Here is a 17,533-nt window from a genome sequence, read left to right as displayed (position 1 = left end):
GTGGAGAACTAGAGCATGAGCAACTGGCTGGTAGACAAACTGATCCCTTCGATCATGCGTTCCGAGGTGAAGAAGAGCTCGGTCCCGGAAGGCCTCTGGCACAAGTGCCCGTCGTGCGACGCGGTGCTTTACAAGCCCGAACTGGAAAAGACGCTGGACGTCTGCCCGAAATGCAACCACCACATGCGTATTGGTGCGCGCGCGCGCCTGGATATCTTCCTTGATCCGGAAGGCCGTGAAGAAATCGGCGCCGATCTGGAGCCGGTGGACCGCCTCAAGTTCCGTGACAGCAAGAAGTACAAGGACCGCCTGGTAGCCGCACAGAAGGACACCGGTGAGAAGGATGCGCTCATCTCCATGCGCGGCACCCTGCACAAGATGCCGATCGTGGCCTGCGCCTTCGAGTTCTCTTTCATGGGCGGCTCCATGGGTGCCATCGTCGGCGAGCGCTTCGTACGCGCCGCAAACGTTGCCTTGGAGCAGCGCTGCCCGCTGGTCTGCTTCTCCGCCTCCGGCGGCGCCCGTATGCAGGAAGCCCTGATCTCCCTGATGCAAATGGCCAAAACCTCTGCGGCCCTGGCCCGTCTGCGCGAAGAGGGCATTCCCTTCATTTCCGTGCTGACCGACCCGGTCTACGGCGGTGTTTCCGCCAGCCTGGCAATGCTCGGCGATGTGATCGTCGGTGAGCCGCGTGCCCTGATCGGCTTCGCCGGTCCGCGTGTGATCGAGCAAACCGTGCGCGAGAAACTGCCGGAAGGCTTCCAGCGCAGCGAGTTCCTGCTGGAGCACGGCGCCATTGACATGATCATTCCCCGCGCGGAACTGCGAGAGCGCCTTGGTCGGCTGCTGGCGCAGATGCAGCGCCTACCTTCCCCGGCTATCGCATGACCCAGAGAACCCTTGCCGACTGGCTTTCGTACCTTGAGCAGCTTCACCCCACGGCAATTGACATGGGGTTGGAGCGCAGCCGTGAAGTTGCCAATCGGCTCGGTCTGAGCCAGTTGGCGCCCAAGGTGATTACGGTCACTGGCACCAACGGCAAGGGTTCCACCTGTGCATTCCTGGCCGCGCTGCTGCGCGCCCAGGGGCTGAGGGTCGGCGTATACAGTTCGCCGCACCTGCTGCGCTACAACGAGCGAGTGCTGCTGAACGGTCAGGAGGCTTCTGACCAGGCGCTCTGCGATGCCTTTGCCGCTGTCGACGCGGCGCGTGGCGATATTTCCCTCACCTATTTCGAGATGGGTACCCTGGCAGCTTTCTGGCTGTTCCAGCGTGCGGGTCTGGACGCCCTAGTGCTGGAGGTTGGCCTGGGCGGCCGCCTGGATGCCGTCAATCTGGTGGATGCTGACCTGGCGCTGGTAACCAGCATTGGCCTGGACCACGCCGATTGGCTCGGTGACACCCGGGAGAGCGTGGCCTTCGAGAAGGCGGGTATCTTCCGTGCCGGCAAACCAGCCCTCTGCGGCGACCTGAACCCACCGCAGCCGCTGCTGGAGCAGGCAAATGCGCTGCCAGCGCCGCTGTTCCTGCGGGGGCGTGACTTCGATCTGGCAATTGGCGATGGGGGCTGGCATTGGCGGGGCGCGTGCGCGTCTGGTCAGGTGCTGGAACTGCACGACCTTCCTTTGCTCGATCTGCCCATGGAGAACGCTGCCCTGGCGCTCCAGGCCTATGCACTGCTGGGTATGCCTTGGCAGCCGGAAGTCCTGGAAGCTGCGCTGTTGGGTACCAAGGTCTCTGGGCGCTTGGATCGCCGCTATGTCGACTGGGGCGGCAAGCGGGTTTCCCTGTTGCTCGATGTCGGCCACAACCCTCATGCGGCCGAGTACCTCTCTGCACGTTTGGCTGCGCGCCCCGTCGCCGGTCGTCGACTGGCGGTGTTCGGGCTCCTTGCTGACAAGGATCTCCCTGGCGTCATCGGCCCTCTGGCGGCGCGCTTGAGCCATTGGGCGGTGGCGCCGTTGCCGACACCGCGCAGTCGTCCAGCATCCGAACTGCAGGCGGCATTGACGAACCTTCACGCAAGCGTCAGTGTCCACGAAAATATCGCCGCAGCACTTGAATCGCAGTGTGAGCAGGCGACACCGGACGACGAGATTCTGGTGTTTGGATCGTTTTACAGCGTGGCTGAGGCTCTGAGCTGGCTGGAAAGCCTCGCAACGGGGGACTAGGGGAAATGGCTGTATTGGACAAGGGACTCAAGCAACGTATCGTCGGCGCATTGGTGCTGGTGGCGCTGGCGGTGATCTTCCTGCCCATGTTGTTCAGTCGCGAGGATGAGCTGCGTCAGGTCGTGGTCGAGGCGCCGCCCATGCCCAAGGCGCCGGACATGCCGCCGGTGGAGTTGGAACAGGTTCAGGTGCCTGAGCCCCAGGCTCTGCCCCAGGAGCCGGTCCCGCCGCTGGAGCCAACTGGTGATGCGCTCGCCTCGGATGTGTCAGCGGCTCAGGACGTTGCCCCGGTAGCGCCCGCCCCACCTGCTGTCCCTGCCGCGCCCGCGCAGCCACAAGTGCAGGCAAAGACGCCAGCACCAAGCCCGGCGCCGGCTGTGGCCCAGGTCAAGACCGAAGAGAAGCGTCTCGACGTCAATGGCCTGCCGGTAAGTTGGTCGATCCAACTCGCCAGCTTGTCGAGTCGAAGCAGTGCCGAGAATTTGCAGAAGAACCTGCGTACTCAGGGTTACAACGCCTATATCCGCAGCGTCGAAGGCATGAATCGGGTCTTCGTCGGGCCGGTGATCGAGCGTGCCGAGGCCAATCGCCTGCGTGACCAGCTCGCCCGTCAGCAGAAATTGAATGGATTCATCGTCCGTTTCCAGCCTGAAAAAGGCTGATAGAGCAGGATAATTAAGCCCTTTCTGATCCGCGGGTTACCGGAGCTGAAGGGCTCTGCTAAAATGCAGCGCCTTTTCAGTTTGTGGGCTGCACTGTGGCATTTACCTGGGTCGATTGGACGATCATCGCCATCATCGCCGTTTCCAGTCTGGTCAGTTTGAGTCGGGGCTTCGTCAAGGAGGCTCTCTCACTGCTCACATGGATTGTCGCAGGCGTAGTCGCCTGGACGTTCGGCGGCGCCCTGTCGCTGCACCTCACAGAATTCATCGAAATGCCATCGGCGCGCATCATCGCCGCATGCGCCATTCTCTTCGTCGCCACCTTGCTGGTGGGCGCCTTGATCAATTTCCTGATCGGCGAGTTGGTCAGGGTTACCGGTATGGACGGCACCGATCGCGTTCTGGGCATGGCCTTCGGCGCCGCTCGTGGCGCGTTGCTGGTGGTGCTACTGGTCGGCCTGCTCAGCCTGGCACCGGTGCAGCAGGATCCCTGGTGGCAGCAATCCACGCTGTTGCCGCATTTTCTAATGGTTGCCGATTGGTCGAAGAACCTCATTCTGGGCTTCACCAGTCAGTGGCTCGCGAGCGGAATCAGCTCACCCAGCTGATTCGTCGCACCCGGAAGCATGCCCGCCCGCGCCCAAACGGCCTGGACGGGCTATTGATTAGCCTGAACTACTAGCAGGGGTTGCGTCACATGTGTGGCATCGTCGGTATCGTCGGTAAGTCGAACGTCAATCAGGCGCTGTATGACGCGCTTACCGTGCTTCAGCATCGCGGCCAGGACGCTGCCGGTATTGTGACCAGCCATGACGGCCGGCTCTTCTTGCGCAAGGACAACGGCCTCGTCCGTGACGTCTTCCAGCAGCGCCATATGCAGCGCCTGGTTGGCAGCATGGGGATCGGCCACGTGCGCTATCCCACCGCTGGCTCTTCCAGCTCCGCCGAGGCACAGCCGTTCTACGTCAACTCGCCTTACGGCATTACCCTGGCGCATAACGGCAACCTGACCAACGTCGAGCAACTGGCCAAGGAAATCTACGAGTCCGATCTGCGTCACGTGAACACCAATTCCGACTCGGAAGTGCTGCTCAACGTGTTCGCCCACGAACTGGCCCACCGCGGCAAGCTGCAGCCCACCGAGGAAGACGTTTTCGCCGCGGTTTCCGGCGTGCACGCGCGCTGCAAGGGTGGTTACGCCGTGGTGGCCATGATCACCGGCTACGGCATCGTCGGCTTCCGTGATCCCCATGCCATCCGCCCGATCGTGTTCGGCCAGCGTCATACCGACGAAGGTGTCGAGTACATGATCGCCTCCGAGAGCGTTGCCCTGGACGTATTGGGTTTCACCCTGATTCGTGACCTGGCGCCGGGCGAAGCGGTGTACATCACCGAAGAAGGCAAGCTGTTCACCCGTCAGTGCGCTGCCGACCCGCAATACGCTCCCTGCATTTTCGAGCACGTTTACCTGGCGCGCCCGGACTCGATCATGGACGGTATCTCCGTCTACAAGGCACGACTGCGCATGGGGGAGAAGCTGGCCGAGAAGATCCAGCGCGAGCGCCCCGACCACGACATCGATGTGGTGATCCCGATCCCGGACACCAGCCGCACCGCGGCCCTGGAACTCGCCAACCACCTGGGCGTGAAGTTCCGTGAAGGCTTCGTGAAGAACCGCTACATCGGCCGTACCTTCATCATGCCGGGCCAGGCTGCGCGCAAGAAATCCGTGCGCCAGAAACTCAATGCCATCGAACTGGAATTTCGCGGCAAGAACGTGATGCTGGTGGACGACTCCATCGTGCGCGGCACCACCTGCAAGCAGATTATCCAGATGGCCCGCGAAGCCGGCGCCAAGAATGTCTATTTCTGCTCGGCGGCCCCGGCGGTGCGCTACCCGAACGTCTACGGCATCGACATGCCCAGCGCGCACGAGTTGATCGCCCACAATCGGTCCACCGAGGAAGTGGCTGAGCTGATCGGCGCCGATTGGCTGGTCTACCAGGACCTGCCGGACCTGATCGACGCTGTTGGTGGTGGCAAGGTGAAGATCGACCACTTCGACTGCGCGGTGTTCGACGGCAAGTACATCACGGGTGATGTCGACGAGCATTACCTGAACAAGATCGAGCAGGCGCGCAACGACGCGTCCAAGGCGAAGGCCCACGCGGTCAGCGCCATCATCGACCTGTACAACAACTGAGCCACGGATAGCGGCGAACTCGAGGTTGAGTGACATGACGCAAGAATGGGAAGCCGGAAGGCTGGACAGTGACCTGGAAGGCGCAGCCTTCGAAACCCTGGCCGTGCGTGCTGGCCAGCGCCGCACGCCGGAAGGTGAGCACGGCGAGGCCATGTTCCTGACTTCCAGCTACGTGTTCCGCACCGCCGCGGACGCCGCCGCGCGCTTCGCCGGCGAAGTGCCGGGCAACGTCTATTCGCGCTACACCAACCCGACCGTGCGGACCTTCGAGGAGCGCATCGCCGCCCTCGAAGGCGCCGAGCAGGCCGTGGCTACCGCCTCCGGCATGTCGGCGATCCTCGCCATCGCGATGAGCCTGTGCAGCAGTGGTGACCACGTGCTGGTTTCCCGTAGCGTGTTTGGCTCGACCATCAGCCTGTTCGAGAAATACCTGAAGCGTTTCGGCATCGAGGTCGACTATCCGGCGCTGTCCGACCTGGCTGGCTGGGAAGCTGCGATCAAGCCGAACACCAAACTGCTGTTCGTCGAGTCCCCGTCCAACCCCCTGGCCGAACTGGTGGACATCTCCGCGCTCGCCGAGATTGCCCACGCCAAGGGTGCGTTGCTGGTGGTCGACAACTGCTTCTGCACTCCGGCGCTGCAACAGCCGCTGAAGCTGGGCGCCGACATCGTCATGCATTCGGCCACCAAGTACATCGACGGCCAGGGCCGCACCATGGGGGGCGTGGTTGCCGGTCGTGCGGAGCACATGAAGGAAGTTGTGGGGTTCCTGCGCACTGCCGGTCCGACCCTCAGCCCGTTCAACGCCTGGGTGATGATCAAAGGCCTGGAGACCCTGCGCGTGCGCATGCAGGCCCATTGCGCCAGCGCCCTCGACATTGCCAAGTGGCTGGAACAACAGCCTGGTGTCGAGCATGTCTACTACGCGGGCCTGGAAAGCCATCCGCAGCATGAGCTGGCCAAACGCCAGCAAAAAGGCTTCGGTGCCGTGGTCAGCTTCGAGGTCAAGGGTGGAAAAGAGGCCGCCTGGCGCTTCATCGACGCCACCCGGATGATCTCCATCACCACCAACCTGGGTGACACCAAAACCACCATCGCCCATCCGGCCACGACCTCCCACGGCCGCCTGTCGCCGCAGGAGCGTGCCAACGCCGGCATCAGCGACAGCCTGGTGCGCCTCGCCATTGGCCTGGAAGATGTAACCGACCTCAAGACTGATCTGGAGCGCGGACTCGCCGCGCTGTGATCGACTGGCCCCTGTAGGCGACCGTCGCGAGCAACGGCAAGGTCGCCTTGGGTAAGGGGCATTGCGAAGGATCGGGCTTGGCTACTGTCGGACCTTGCAAGATGAACGACCTCGACTGAGCGCCAGTCGGGGAGGGCAGGGCGGCTGCACCGGAAGGAGGGCCGCCCTTTTCGTTGGGGCAAGAATCCCTGGCGGTGGGAGTGCCATCCCTGCCGAAATGACAGCGCAGGGGGCGAGCTTAGAGGGGGAAGGCCGTGTGACGGCCCTCCTGAAACTCAAGGCTTGCGCACGTCGATAGCAGGCACCTGTTGGCCGTCGAACAGATCCACCGGCTTGCGCGGCAGGATGGCCGGGCGGCCTTCCTTGTCGTGGTCGCCGACGATGCGGATGTCGTTGTATTTCTTCCCGGACAGCGCGGCGATGCCCGCGCGGTCGCGCACTACCGTGGGCCGCAGGAAAACCATCAGGTTGCGCTTCACATGGGTGTCGCGGGTGGAGCGGAACAGCCGGCCGAGAATGGGTATGTCGCCCAGCAGCGGGACCTTGGAGTCGGTTTGGGTGATGTCATCCTGGATCAGGCCGCCGAGCACGATCACCTGGCCGTCCTCGGCCAGGATGGTGCTCTTGATCGAGCGCTTGTTGGTAATCAGGTCCACCGCCTGGGCAGTCAGCGTCGCTGTTGGGGCGATGGAAGAGATCTCCTGCTCGATCTCCAGGCGCAGGGTGGCACCTTCGTTGATGTGCGGGGTCACCTTCAGGGTTACGCCGATATCCTGGCGTTCGATGGTGGTGAAGGGGTTGTTGGCGCCCGAGGCATCGGTGGTGAACGTGCCGGTCTGGAAGGGTACGTTCTGGCCCACCAGGATTTCGGCCTTCTGGTTGTCCAGGGTCAGCAGGCTGGGGGTGGACAGCAGATTGCTCTTGCTGTTGGCCGATAGCGCGGTGATCAGCGCGGCGAAATTGTCGGTGCCAATGCCGATGATGGCGCCGTCCGGGAGGACTTCTGGGATCTCCTCGTCCTGGATGGCGTTAAGCACGGTGCCCACCGAGAGCCCGGTATTGCCAAAATTCACGCCGCCCAGGCCGCCGGTGCTGCCGCGTGCATCCACGGCCCATTGCACGCCGAGGGCTTCAGTGATGTCGCCTGAGATTTCCACGATGGCCGCTTCTACCATCACCTGGGCGCGAGGTACGTCGAGTTGGCGGACGATATCTTCCATGGCGGTGACCACATCCGGCTCGGCCAGCATCACTAGGGCGTTCAGGCTCTCGTCGGCGCGGATCAGTATGCTTTGCGTCTTGCCGCCGGCTGCCGACGTCCCCTCGCCACCACCTTCGCCGTTCTTCAAACCTTCGGAAATCTCGCCAAGGGTCTCCGCCAGGCTCTTGGCATCGTTGTGACGCAGGCGAATTACCCGGGTGTTGGCCGAACGTGAAGTCGGGGTGTCGAGGGATTGCGCCAGGGCCGCCAGCTTCGCACGGGCGGACGGTGGGCCGAGGAGGATCAGGCGATTGGTGCGGGCATCGGCGATCACCTGAGTGCCCGAGCTGCCCTTGGATTGGCCGCGGTTGAGGGAGGCATTGAGCACCTCGGCGGCGTCCATGACCCAGGCGTGCTTGAGGTTGAGGACGGTGTAGTCGCGGTCGCCCTTCTGGTCGAGTTGGCGCATCAGGTCTTCGATACGGGCAATGTTGGCGGCGCGGTCGCTGATGATCAGGGCATTGGCCGAGGTCACGGCGGCGAGGTGGCCGTACTGGGGGACCAGCGGTCGAATCAGTGGGATGAGCTCCGTCACTGCCGTGTGCTGCACCTGGATCACGCGCGTTTCCAGGCGTTCCGCACCTGCACGGCTGCTGCCGGCTTCGGCCTTGGCTTCGGCGTTGGGGATGATGCGCGCCTGGTCGCCTTGGGTGACGACGGTGAAGCCGTGGGTGGCCATCACCGAGAGGAACAGCTGATAGACCTCGTTGAGCCCCAGCGGTGCTTTTGATACCACGCTGACCTGGCCCTTCACCCGCGGGTCGACGATGAAGGTCTCGCCGGTGATGTCGGCGATCTGATCGATGAACTCGCGAATATCCGCGTCCTTCAGGTTGATGGTCCAGCCATCCTGCTGCTGTTGCTGAGTGCTACCCGGTGCGGCAAGTGGCTGGGCGGCGAGCAAGGGCAGAGGCGCGGCCAGCAGGCCGGTGGCGATCAGGGCGAGCGTGAGGCGCGAGAAGGTCGGGGTCATCGTGTCATTCGCTTTCCTGGGTCTGTTCGGCGGAAGGCTCGGGCACGGTGTCCTCCGGGTCTTCCATCTGTTGGCGCAACTTTTCCATGCGCTCGCGCAACTCGGCGGCGTTGTCTTCCTGCAGGCCGCTGAGTTCGTCGATCACGGCAGCCGACGGCTCGTCGGCTGTGTCGCCAACGGGCGTGAAGCGTGAGCGCGGCTGCGGGAAGCTGAGACTTTCCAGTCGGCCGTTGCGTTCGATTTCGACTCTATTGCGATACACGGCATGCACCTTGACGCCGCTGGTGATCTCGTCGCCCGCAATGTAGCGGCGGGGCTTGCCGCCTTCGTACTGGATGATCGCAATAGACTTGTCCGGCCCTGCGTGGACAAAGCTGCCCAGCAGGGTGAGGCGCAGGTTGGTGGTGGGCGGCGGGCCGCTAGGCTGGAGTTTCGGCGCGGGGCCGAACAGCGGTTCGAGGTTCTGCAGGGGCTGGCTGGTCGCAAGAGGCGTTCCCTGCTGCTCGGGTGCTTCGGCAGGAGTGTCGACCAGGCGCAACCATTCCCGGGTCTGCCAAGCGAAACTGGCACCCATGACCAGAACCAGAAGCGCGCCGACAATGCTTGGCGCGTGGCGTTGCAGCCAATGTGCGGAATCCGAGGCTTGCAAGTGGGTCGAACTCCTAATGCGGTGTAATTCTTCTGTTTTTATGTTGGCAGAACTGCCTTGATCATAGCAGCGCCTTCGAGTGCCCGGGTCGGCCGTCTGGATGATGTTGATACGCGGACGCTGTGCTAAAGATATCTGTGAATTTTTACGGCTTTAGGTGGTTTTGTTCACACACATCATAAGAATCAGACAGCGGCTCTGCACAATCGTCAGATTGCGCTGCAATACTTCCTTCTGGACCCACCTGAAATAGGCGCCCACGGATGAATCCACCACTCGTTGAAGCCCCCCTGCGGCGTCTCCCTTTCGGTTTCGCCAAGCGCCACGGCGTCCTGTTGCTGGATGGCCTGGAGCCGTGCCTGGCTCACCGTCCCGGCGTCGAACTGGTGGCCCTGGCCGAGGCGCGTCGCTTCGCCGGCCGCAGCTTGCCGCTCAAGTCACTTAGCGGCGAGGCCTTCGAGCAGGCTCTGGCGCAGGCCTACCAGCATGATTCTTCCGCAGCCATGCAGTTGGCCGAGGACCTGGGCGGCAGCCTGGACCTGGCGGCCCTGGCCGAGCAAATCCCGGAAACCGAGGATCTGCTGGAGCAGGAGGACGACGCGCCGATCATCCGCCTGATCAACGCCATCCTCGGTGAGGCGATCAAGGAGAACGCCTCGGATATCCACCTGGAAACCTTCGAGAAGCGCCTGGTAGTGCGTTTCCGCGTCGACGGTATTCTCCGCGAAGTGCTGGAACCCAAGCGCGAGTTGGCGGCCTTGCTGGTGTCGCGGATCAAGGTCATGGCGCGTCTGGATATCGCCGAAAAACGCATCCCCCAGGATGGCCGCATATCCCTGCGGGTCGCCGGGCGCGAAGTGGACATTCGCGTTTCCACGTTGCCGTCGGCCAATGGCGAGCGCGTGGTGCTGCGTCTGCTGGACAAGCAGGCGGGGCGCCTGACCCTGCAGCACTTGGGCATGAGCGAGCGTGATCGGCACCTGCTGGAAGGTACCGTCCGCAGGCCCCACGGCATCCTGCTGGTCACCGGCCCCACCGGCTCGGGCAAGACCACCACGCTTTACGCCAGCCTGGTCACCCTCAACGACCGCACGCGCAACATCCTCACAGTCGAAGACCCGATCGAGTACCACATCGAGGGCATCGGCCAGACTCAGGTCAATCCCAAGGTGGACATGACGTTCGCCCGTGGCTTGCGCGCCATCCTGCGCCAGGACCCGGACGTGGTGATGGTGGGTGAGATTCGCGACCATGAAACCGCCGAAATCGCCGTGCAGGCATCCCTGACCGGCCACCTTGTGCTTTCCACCCTGCACACCAATAGCGCCATTGGTGCCATCACCCGCCTGGTGGACATGGGGGTCGAACCCTTCCTGCTGTCTTCATCCCTGCAGGGGGTGTTGGCCCAGCGCCTGGTTCGGGTGCTCTGCCCGCACTGCAAGGAGGCCTACCAGGCGGATGCGGCGGAGTGCGAGTTGCTGGGCGTCGCCGCCGACAGCGCTCCCATCCTGTATCGCGCCCGTGGTTGCGCGGAGTGCCACCAGCAGGGTTATCGCGGCCGGACCGGCATCTACGAGCTGGTGGTGTTCGACGACCACATGCGGAGTCTGATTCACAGCGTCGCGTCGGAGCAGGAAATGATCCGCCATGCGCGCCTGTCCGGTCCGGGCATTCGCGAGGATGGCCGGCGCAAGGTGCTGCTGGGCGTCACCACGGTGGAAGAAGTGCTGCGAGTTACCCAGGAAGAATGAGTAGAACCTGAACATGGCCGCATTCGAATACCTCGCTCTCGACACCAAGGGCCGCCAGCAGAAGGGCGTGCTTGAGGCGGACAGCGCCCGTCAGGTGCGCCAGCTGCTGCGTGAACGCCAGCTGGCTCCGCTGGAAGTACGCGCCACGCGTGTTCGTGAGCAGGCCGAGCGCGGTCGCTTCAGCCTTGTGCGGGGCTTGTCTGCCCGCGACTTGGCGCTGTTGACGCGCCAGCTGGCGACCCTGGTGCAGGCGGCACTGCCCATCGAGGAGGCCCTGCGGGCGGCGGCCGCGCAATCCAGCAGTTCGCGCATCCAGTCGATGCTGCTGGCGGTGCGCGCGCGCGTGCTGGAAGGGCACAGCCTGGCCAGCAGCCTGCGGGAATTCCCCGCGGCCTTCCCCGAGCTCTATCGCGCCACGGTGGCTGCCGGCGAGCATGCTGGCCATCTGGGGCCTGTGCTCGAGCAGTTGGCTGACTACACCGAACAGCGTCAGCAGTCACGGCAGAAGGTCCAGCTGGCGCTGCTGTATCCAGTGATCCTGATGTGCGCGTCGCTGGCGATCGTCGCCTTCCTGTTGGGCTTCGTCGTGCCGGACGTCGTCAAGGTGTTCATCGATTCCGGGCAAACCCTGCCATTGCTCACGCGTGGCCTGATTGCCCTGAGTGACCTGGTCAAGGACTGGGGCTGGCTGATGCTGCTGGTGCTGATCGCTGCGCTCTTCGGTGCGCGCTGGGCCTTGCGTGATCCGGACATCCGCCAGCGCTGGCACGGCGTGGTACTGCGTATACCGCTGGTAGGGCGGTTGGTGCGCGCCACTGACACCGCGCGCTTCGCCTCCACCCTGGCGATCCTCACCCGTAGCGGCGTACCGCTGGTGGAAGCCCTCGGCATCGGCGCCGAGGTCATAGCCAACCGGGTCATCCGTGCGCACGTGGTATCGGCGGCGCAGAAGGTCCGTGAAGGCGGCAGCCTGACCCGCGCCCTGGAGGGCAGCGGGCAGTTCCCGCCGATGATGTTGCACATGATTGCAAGCGGCGAACGTTCCGGTGAACTCGATCAGATGCTCGCCCGCACCGCGCGCAACCAGGAGAACGACCTGGCTGCGCAGATCGCCCTGCTGGTCGGCCTATTCGAGCCGTTCATGCTGGTGGTCATGGGGGCGGTGGTGCTGATGATCGTGCTCGCCATCCTGCTGCCTATTCTTTCTCTCAACCAACTCGTGGGGTAATCGCGTGAATCTGCGCCGTAGTCAGTCGGGCTTTACGCTCATCGAAATCATGGTGGTGGTGGTCATCCTCGGTATCCTGGCCGCGCTGGTGGTGCCGCAGGTGATGAACCGTCCCGACCAGGCCAAGGTCACGGTAGCCAAGGGCGATATCAAGGCCATCGGCGCTGCCCTGGACATGTACAAGCTGGACAACTTCACCTACCCAAACACCCAGCAGGGCCTGGAGGCGCTCGTGAGTCGACCCTCCGGCAATCCGCCAGCGAAGAACTGGAACAAGGATGGCTACCTGAAAAAACTGCCGGTGGACCCATGGGGCAACCCGTACCAGTACTTGTCTCCGGGTAGCAAAGGCACCTACGACCTCTATTCCCTGGGCGCCGATGGCAAGGAAGGCGGCAGCGAAAACGACGCCGACATCGCCAACTGGGACAACTGATGAGCGGCGGACGGCAGGGCGGCGCTGGCCGGAAGCCCGGTGCCTTGGTGTCCGCGGGGTTCACCTTGATCGAAGTGCTGGTGGTGATGGTCGTCATCGCCTGTCTCGCCGGCCTGGCGCTGATCAGCTCCGGCGTCGCCGGCCCCGCTCGGGAGCTCAGGAACGAAGCCGAACGCCTTGCCGGGCTTATCGGCGTGCTTGCCGATGAGGCCGTGCTGGACAACCGGGAATATGGCGTGCGCGTGGAACGCGACGGCTACCAGGTGTTTTTCTACGACGAATCCAGCAACCGTTGGCAGGCGTTGTCCGATGGGGCCCGACAATTGCCCGAGTGGGCTGAGCTGAGCATCGAGCTGGAGGGTGAACCTCTCACGCTGCCCACGTCGGGCAAGGAAGAAAAGAAGGCTGAGGAGACGCGGCCCGTGCCGCAACTGATCATTCTTTCCAGTGGCGAACTCAGTCCGTTTCGCCTGGAAATGGGCGAGCGGCGCAAGGATGGACTGCGCCTGCAGCTCTCCAGCGATGGCTTCCGTCTGCCGCGCGTGGAAAGCCTGAGTGGCAAGGGGCGCGCAGGATGAGAGCCAGTCGGGCCTTCACTCTGATCGAAGTGCTGGTGGCCCTGGCTATCTTCGCCGTGGTCGCCGCCAGCGTGCTCACCGCCAGTGCGCGCAGTCTGCAGATCGCCTCCCGCCTGGAAGACAAGACCCTGGCGATGTGGATCGCCGACAACCGCCTGACTGAGCTTCAGTTACGCCAGGCACCTCCCGGCAACGGCCGTGACCAGGGAGAGCTGGACTATGGTGGGCGACGCTGGCAGTGGCAAAGCCAGGTCGAGGGCACCAGCGACCCGGCGTTGCGGCGGGTCACGCTCTGGGTGGCGCCGCGCCCGACCCGTGGAGCCGGTGGCAAGCTGGAAGAGCGTGCGACGGTGCGTCTGGTGGGGTTCCTGGGGAGCGCACCATGAAGCGTGCGGCGGGTTTCACCCTGCTTGAACTGTTGATTGCTATCGCCATTTTTGCACTGCTGGCCATGGGCACCTGGCGCATGCTCGGGGCGGTCATCGACAGTGACGAGGCGACGCGCGTGCAGGAGCAGCAACTGCGGGAGCTGGTCCGCGCTATTTCGGCCTTCGAGCGCGACCTTCGCCAGGTGATTTCGCGACCGATACGCGATGCCTACGGCGAGCCTCGAGCCGCGCTGTTGGGCGAGCGCCAGGGCGACAACGACAGCCTAGAAATGACCCGCGCCGGCTGGCGCAACCCGACGGGCGGGCAGCGCTCCCGCCTGCAGCGGGTGAGCTGGCAGCTTTCCGGCGAGCGCCTGGAGCGGCGCTACTGGACGGTGCTGGACCAGGCCCAGGACAGCCTGCCGCAGGTGCAGAACGCCCTGGATGGCGTCACGGCCATGAAGCTGCGCTACATGGACGACAGCGGCGACTGGCAGGAAAGCTGGCCGCCAGCTGGCCTGTCGGAAGACGAGCGCCTGGATCGCCTGCCGCGCGCCTTGGAGTTGACCCTGCAGCACCGTCGCTATGGCCAGCTGCGTCGGGTCTTGCGCCTGGTGGAAACGCCGCCCCGGCAACAACCCCTGGCGGAAGAAAACCAGCCAGACGGGGAGCAACAGGCCCCGCAGGGTAATCAACAGGCCGACGGCGAGGAGCAGGCGCAATGAAGCGGCAGGCGGGCGTTGCGTTGCTGACCGTACTGCTGGTCGTGGCGGTGGCCACTGTGGTCTGCGCTGGACTGATCGCCCGGACGCAACTGTCCATCCGTTCCAGCGGCAATGAACTTCACAGTCGCCAGGTGGCCCAGTACGCGCTGGGCGGCGAGGCACTTGCCGAGGCGATCCTCGTGCGTGACCTGCGCCAGGGCGATCCGCGTACGCCGGTGGATCATCTGGGTGAAGCCTGGGCGCGTCCCTTGAGTACCTTCCAGCTGGACGATGGTGGGTCGCTCAGTGTGCGCATCGAGGACCCCAGTGGCCGATTCAATCTCAACAGCCTGGTACGAGATGGCCAATTGAGCGAACCGGGTATCCGTCAGTTCCGTCGACTGCTGCTGCGTCTGGGAATCGAGGCGCCGTACACCGAGCGCCTGGTGGACTGGCTCGACCCTGACCAGGAGCCCTATGGTCCCAACGGCGCGGAAGATAACCAGTACCTGCTGCTGCAGCCGCCATACCGTGCGGCCAACCACGCCATGAGCGATGTGTCCGAGTTGCGCCTAGTGTTAGGCATGACGGAGCTGGACTACCGCAAGTTGCTGCCCTTCATCACCGTGCTGCCGGAGGATGCCGCGCTCAACGTCAACACCGCCAGTGCCATGGTGCTGTCCACCCTGGCCGACAATCTGGACGCCGATGCGGGGGGGCTGCTGATGGCAGCACGGGGTGCCACCGGCTTTCGCAGCCTGGATGCTTTTCTCGGCCAGCCCGCCTTGGCGGGTATGGGGCTCGAGGCCCAGGGGTTGGCAGTCGGCAGCCAGTATTTCCAGGTGATCAGCGAGGTGCGTCTCGCCGGTCGCCGCCAGGTTCTAGTCAGTACCCTGCAGCGCGGTAGCGACGGCAGGGTACGCGTTCTCTCTCGTGATCTCGGGCAGGGCGGCTTGCCGCCGGCGCCCGTCAAGGAGCCGCATTCATGACACAGGCTTGCATCTTCCTCCCGGTGGCCGCTTGCAATCAGCTGGACGCCGAACTGGAGGTGCTGCTCTGGCAAGGAGGCACGGGCCGTCGCCTGCCATTCGCCAGGGCGTTGGAAGAGGTGTTGCCGCCCTGGCGGCTGATCTTGCCGGTGGAGGCGGTGACCTGCTGCGCGGTCCGCCTGCCCACCCAGAAGGGCCGCTGGTTGCGTCAGGCCTTGCCGTTCGCGGTGGAAGAACTGCTCGCCGAAGACGTGGAGAGCTTCCACCTCGCCCTCGGTGGTGCCTTGGCCGATGGCCGGCACCGGGTATTCGCAGTGCGCCGCAGCTGGCTGGCAGGCTGGCTGGAACTGGCCGGAAAGCTCGGCCCCAGGCCTGCGGCCATCCAGATCGACGCTGACCTGTTGCCCGAGCAGGGAACCCAGTTGCTCTGGCTGGAGCAGCGTTGGTTGCTGGGTGGTGAAGGCAGCGCCCGGCTCGGTTTCGATGAGCAGGATTGGACTTACCTGCGGGACGCCTGTCCGGCACCGCGCAGTGCTCGTGCGCCTGCGGAGCGCAATACGCTGGACGGCGTGGATGAATGGCATGAAACAAGCGACGCCTACGGTTGGTTGGCGGCGCAGAAGGGCAGCGACCTGGCCCAGGGTGAGTTCACCTTGAAGGAAGAGCGTCAGCGCTGGTCGCGCTGGAAACCGCTGCTGGGGTTGGTGGGCCTGTGGTTGTTGCTGCAGTGGAGCTTCAACCTGATTCAGACCTGGCAGCTGCAACGTCAGGGCGATACCTACGCAGCGGCCAATGAAGCGCTCTACCGCGAGTTGTTTCCCCAGGACAACAAGCTGGTGAACCTGCGGGCGCAGTTCGACCAGCACCTGGCGGAAGCCTCCTCTTCGGGGCAGGGGCGCTTGCTGGCCTTGCTCGGTCAAGCGGCCCAGGCACTGATCGCCGAGGGCGCGCAGGTGCGGGTGCAGCAGTTGGACTTCAGCGAAACGCGGGGTGATCTAGCGCTGCAGGTTCAGGCACCGGGCTTTGATGCCCTGGAGCGCTTGCGCGAGCGGCTGATCGGTAGCGGGCTATCCGTACAGATGGGGTCGGCCAGTCGCGACCAGAGCGGCGTCAGCGCGCGCCTGGTGATAGGGGGATGAAGATGCTCGACACGATCAAGGTACCGCTCCAGGCGCAATGGCAGACTTCCTCCCTGGGCGTACGTTGGCGCGCCATGCCGGCGAGGGACCGCATGGCCTTGCTGGGGCTCGGCATGTTCCTCGGCCTGGTCCTGCTCTACCTGCTGCTCTGGTTGCCGGCAGAGCGCCGTCTGGCCAGCGCCCGCGAGTATTTCGAGACTCAGCGCAGCTTGCATGCCTATCTGCAGCTGCATGCACCCAAAGCGCGATCGGTGCAGAGTCAGCCGCAGAGCCAGGTGGAGCCGGAGCGGCTGCAAGGGCTGGTCACCGCCACGGCTGCCCAGCAGGGGCTGGCCGTTGAACGTATCGATAGCGATGCGCCGGGCACGGTGCAGGTAAACCTGCAGCCGGCGGCTTTTCCCAGCCTGTTGAGTTGGTTCGGCGTACTGGAAGGGCAGGGGGTGCGAATCGACGAGGCTGGAATGGATCGCAACGAGGACGGTCGGGTGACGGCGCGGGTATCCCTGAAGGTTGGAAGCTGATCCAGCCCCAACCTGGTGCGTGCGCACTGAGCGGGTGCTCGCCGGAGGGGTGGCGGAAGTGGCCGAAAGGTCCGGCTGAAGAAAAATTCCATACAGGGTGTTGACTTAGCGGAGGCCTCTGCGTAAATTGCGCGCCTCGCAAGGCGATGGGTGATTAGCTCAGCCGGGAGAGCATCTGCCTTACAAGCAGAGGGTCGGCGGTTCGATCCCGTCATCACCCACCATTCCTTGTGAAATTTCGGACGAAAGTCCGGCCGACGCGCAGCGGTAGTTCAGTCGGTTAGAATACCGGCCTGTCACGCCGGGGGTCGCGGGTTCGAGTCCCGTCCGCTGCGCCATATTCCCCATGTTCGAGATGCTCGGGCATGAGGCGGCAAGGTCCACAGGGCCAAGTCGCCAGACGATGCAAAAGTTTCACCGGACGCAAGTCCAACCGACACGCAGCGGTAGTTCAGTCGGTTAGAATACCGGCCTGTCACGCCGGGGGTCGCGGGTTCGAGTCCCGTCCGCTGCGCCATATAGAGAAGCCCTCAGGTAGCAATACCTGAGGGCTTTTTCTTTGCCCCAAATTAATTTTTCGGTCACCTGGAATCGTTACATTCTTGGCATGTTCTTTGTTTCCAATACGCCTGTTGACGTCAGGAGGAACTAAAG

The 17,533-nt window shown here is 63.9% G+C and carries 17 protein-coding genes and 3 tRNA genes; 18 read left to right on the top strand and 2 right to left on the bottom strand.

What is annotated here, in order from left to right; translation table 11 throughout:
• The first annotated feature begins 15 nt into the window (after nt 1–15).
• The 6 genes from accD to FFS60_RS09235 all read left to right on the top strand — a co-directional run bounded on the left by accD (nt 16) and on the right by FFS60_RS09235 (nt 6,282).
• Entirely contained in the window at nt 16–888 is an 873-nt protein-coding gene (gene accD / locus FFS60_RS09260) for an acetyl-CoA carboxylase, carboxyltransferase subunit beta (RefSeq protein WP_028631329.1), read from the top strand.
• Complete coding sequence (gene folC, locus FFS60_RS09255; RefSeq protein WP_137821803.1) at nt 885–2,171, top strand: bifunctional tetrahydrofolate synthase/dihydrofolate synthase; 1,287 nt, start codon at nt 885–887, stop codon at nt 2,169–2,171. Before accD ends, folC begins: the two co-directional genes overlap by 4 nt.
• A gap of 5 nt (nt 2,172–2,176) precedes the next feature.
• Nucleotides 2,177–2,833, top strand: a complete 657-nt coding sequence (locus FFS60_RS09250) for an SPOR domain-containing protein (RefSeq protein WP_137821802.1) — start codon at nt 2,177–2,179, stop codon at nt 2,831–2,833.
• Nucleotides 2,834–2,928: 95 nt separating this feature from the next.
• A complete protein-coding gene (locus tag FFS60_RS09245; protein ID WP_028631332.1) occupies nt 2,929–3,441 on the top strand; it encodes a CvpA family protein in 513 nt (170 codons plus the stop codon).
• Nucleotides 3,442–3,530: 89 nt separating this feature from the next.
• Nucleotides 3,531–5,036 (top strand): amidophosphoribosyltransferase, encoded by a 1,506-nt coding sequence (gene purF / locus FFS60_RS09240; protein ID WP_028631333.1) that lies wholly within the window; start codon nt 3,531–3,533, stop codon nt 5,034–5,036.
• 34 nt (nt 5,037–5,070) lie between these two features.
• A complete protein-coding gene (locus FFS60_RS09235; protein ID WP_137821801.1) occupies nt 5,071–6,282 on the top strand; it encodes an O-succinylhomoserine sulfhydrylase in 1,212 nt (403 codons plus the stop codon).
• A 275-nt stretch (nt 6,283–6,557) separates the two neighbouring features.
• Here FFS60_RS09235 and gspD read toward each other — a convergent pair whose 3' ends face one another.
• Entirely contained in the window at nt 6,558–8,516 is a 1,959-nt protein-coding gene (gene gspD / locus FFS60_RS09230) for a type II secretion system secretin GspD (RefSeq protein WP_137821800.1), read from the bottom strand.
• A 4-nt stretch (nt 8,517–8,520) separates the two neighbouring features.
• Nucleotides 8,521–9,090: a type II secretion system protein N gene (locus FFS60_RS09225; protein ID WP_256658058.1), complete on the bottom strand. Its 570-nt coding sequence runs from the start codon at nt 9,088–9,090 to the stop codon at nt 8,521–8,523.
• A 338-nt stretch (nt 9,091–9,428) separates the two neighbouring features.
• Between FFS60_RS09225 and gspE the strand changes: the two genes are divergently transcribed.
• The 12 genes from gspE to FFS60_RS09165 all read left to right on the top strand — a co-directional run bounded on the left by gspE (nt 9,429) and on the right by FFS60_RS09165 (nt 17,396).
• Complete coding sequence (gene gspE, locus FFS60_RS09220; protein ID WP_028631337.1) at nt 9,429–10,916, top strand: type II secretion system ATPase GspE; 1,488 nt, start codon at nt 9,429–9,431, stop codon at nt 10,914–10,916.
• A gap of 13 nt (nt 10,917–10,929) precedes the next feature.
• Complete coding sequence (gene xcpS, locus FFS60_RS09215) at nt 10,930–12,144, top strand: GspF family T2SS innner membrane protein variant XcpS (protein WP_028631338.1); 1,215 nt, start codon at nt 10,930–10,932, stop codon at nt 12,142–12,144.
• Nucleotides 12,145–12,193: 49 nt separating this feature from the next.
• The gene (gene gspG / locus FFS60_RS09210) at nt 12,194–12,580 is read left to right on the top strand and encodes a type II secretion system major pseudopilin GspG (RefSeq protein ID WP_245586558.1); all 387 of its coding nucleotides are present in this window, start codon (nt 12,194–12,196) and stop codon (nt 12,578–12,580) included.
• Complete coding sequence (gene gspH, locus FFS60_RS09205) at nt 12,580–13,158, top strand: type II secretion system minor pseudopilin GspH (RefSeq protein WP_137821798.1); 579 nt, start codon at nt 12,580–12,582, stop codon at nt 13,156–13,158. Before gspG ends, gspH begins: the two co-directional genes overlap by 1 nt.
• Nucleotides 13,155–13,544 carry a type II secretion system minor pseudopilin GspI gene (gspI, locus tag FFS60_RS09200; protein WP_028631341.1) on the top strand — a complete coding sequence of 130 codons (390 nt, stop codon included), beginning with the start codon at nt 13,155–13,157 and terminating at the stop codon, nt 13,542–13,544. The genes gspH and gspI overlap by 4 nt, the downstream gene beginning before the upstream one ends.
• Nucleotides 13,541–14,251, top strand: coding sequence for a type II secretion system minor pseudopilin GspJ (gene gspJ, locus FFS60_RS09195; RefSeq protein WP_028631342.1), 711 nt, complete (start codon nt 13,541–13,543; stop codon nt 14,249–14,251). The genes gspI and gspJ overlap by 4 nt, the downstream gene beginning before the upstream one ends.
• Nucleotides 14,248–15,219: a type II secretion system minor pseudopilin GspK gene (gene gspK / locus FFS60_RS09190; RefSeq protein WP_028631343.1), complete on the top strand. Its 972-nt coding sequence runs from the start codon at nt 14,248–14,250 to the stop codon at nt 15,217–15,219. Before gspJ ends, gspK begins: the two co-directional genes overlap by 4 nt.
• Nucleotides 15,216–16,358, top strand: a complete 1,143-nt coding sequence (gene gspL / locus FFS60_RS09185; protein ID WP_028631344.1) for a type II secretion system protein GspL — start codon at nt 15,216–15,218, stop codon at nt 16,356–16,358. The genes gspK and gspL overlap by 4 nt, the downstream gene beginning before the upstream one ends.
• Nucleotides 16,359–16,360: 2 nt before the next feature.
• On the top strand, nt 16,361–16,879 hold the full coding sequence (locus FFS60_RS09180) for a type II secretion system protein M (protein WP_137821797.1): 519 nt from the start codon (nt 16,361–16,363) through the stop codon (nt 16,877–16,879).
• A gap of 148 nt (nt 16,880–17,027) precedes the next feature.
• Nucleotides 17,028–17,103, top strand: a tRNA-Val gene (locus FFS60_RS09175).
• A 37-nt stretch (nt 17,104–17,140) separates the two neighbouring features.
• Nucleotides 17,141–17,217: transfer RNA gene (locus tag FFS60_RS09170), tRNA-Asp, on the top strand.
• A 102-nt stretch (nt 17,218–17,319) separates the two neighbouring features.
• Nucleotides 17,320–17,396 (top strand) — tRNA-Asp (locus FFS60_RS09165).
• The last annotated feature ends 137 nt before the right edge of the window (nt 17,397–17,533 follow it).

This window comes from Pseudomonas sp. D(2018) (genome assembly GCF_005502555.1).
GTDB classification, from domain to species: Bacteria; Pseudomonadota; Gammaproteobacteria; order Pseudomonadales; family Pseudomonadaceae; genus Metapseudomonas; species Metapseudomonas resinovorans.
Note: the sequence above shows the minus strand (reverse complement) of the source record. Positions and strands in the feature narration are given on the sequence as shown.

Bases quoted from the DNA above. Each gene is read 5' to 3' on its own strand.
- accD (WP_028631329.1), top strand. From the start codon at position 16: ATGAGCAACTGGCTGGTAGACAAACTGATCCCTTCGATCATGCGTTCC.
- folC (WP_137821803.1), top strand. From the start codon at position 885: ATGACCCAGAGAACCCTTGCCGACTGGCTTTCGTACCTTGAGCAGCTT.
- FFS60_RS09250 (WP_137821802.1), top strand. From the start codon at position 2,177: ATGGCTGTATTGGACAAGGGACTCAAGCAACGTATCGTCGGCGCATTG.
- purF (WP_028631333.1), top strand. From the start codon at position 3,531: ATGTGTGGCATCGTCGGTATCGTCGGTAAGTCGAACGTCAATCAGGCG.
- FFS60_RS09235 (WP_137821801.1), top strand. From the start codon at position 5,071: ATGACGCAAGAATGGGAAGCCGGAAGGCTGGACAGTGACCTGGAAGGC.
- gspD (WP_137821800.1), bottom strand. From the start codon at position 8,516: ATGACCCCGACCTTCTCGCGCCTCACGCTCGCCCTGATCGCCACCGGC.
- FFS60_RS09225 (WP_256658058.1), bottom strand. From the start codon at position 9,090: ATGGGTGCCAGTTTCGCTTGGCAGACCCGGGAATGGTTGCGCCTGGTC.
- gspE (WP_028631337.1), top strand. From the start codon at position 9,429: ATGAATCCACCACTCGTTGAAGCCCCCCTGCGGCGTCTCCCTTTCGGT.
- xcpS (WP_028631338.1), top strand. From the start codon at position 10,930: ATGGCCGCATTCGAATACCTCGCTCTCGACACCAAGGGCCGCCAGCAG.
- gspG (WP_245586558.1), top strand. From the start codon at position 12,194: ATGGTGGTGGTGGTCATCCTCGGTATCCTGGCCGCGCTGGTGGTGCCG.
- gspH (WP_137821798.1), top strand. From the start codon at position 12,580: ATGAGCGGCGGACGGCAGGGCGGCGCTGGCCGGAAGCCCGGTGCCTTG.
- gspI (WP_028631341.1), top strand. From the start codon at position 13,155: ATGAGAGCCAGTCGGGCCTTCACTCTGATCGAAGTGCTGGTGGCCCTG.
- gspJ (WP_028631342.1), top strand. From the start codon at position 13,541: ATGAAGCGTGCGGCGGGTTTCACCCTGCTTGAACTGTTGATTGCTATC.
- gspK (WP_028631343.1), top strand. From the start codon at position 14,248: ATGAAGCGGCAGGCGGGCGTTGCGTTGCTGACCGTACTGCTGGTCGTG.
- gspL (WP_028631344.1), top strand. From the start codon at position 15,216: ATGACACAGGCTTGCATCTTCCTCCCGGTGGCCGCTTGCAATCAGCTG.
- FFS60_RS09180 (WP_137821797.1), top strand. From the start codon at position 16,361: ATGCTCGACACGATCAAGGTACCGCTCCAGGCGCAATGGCAGACTTCC.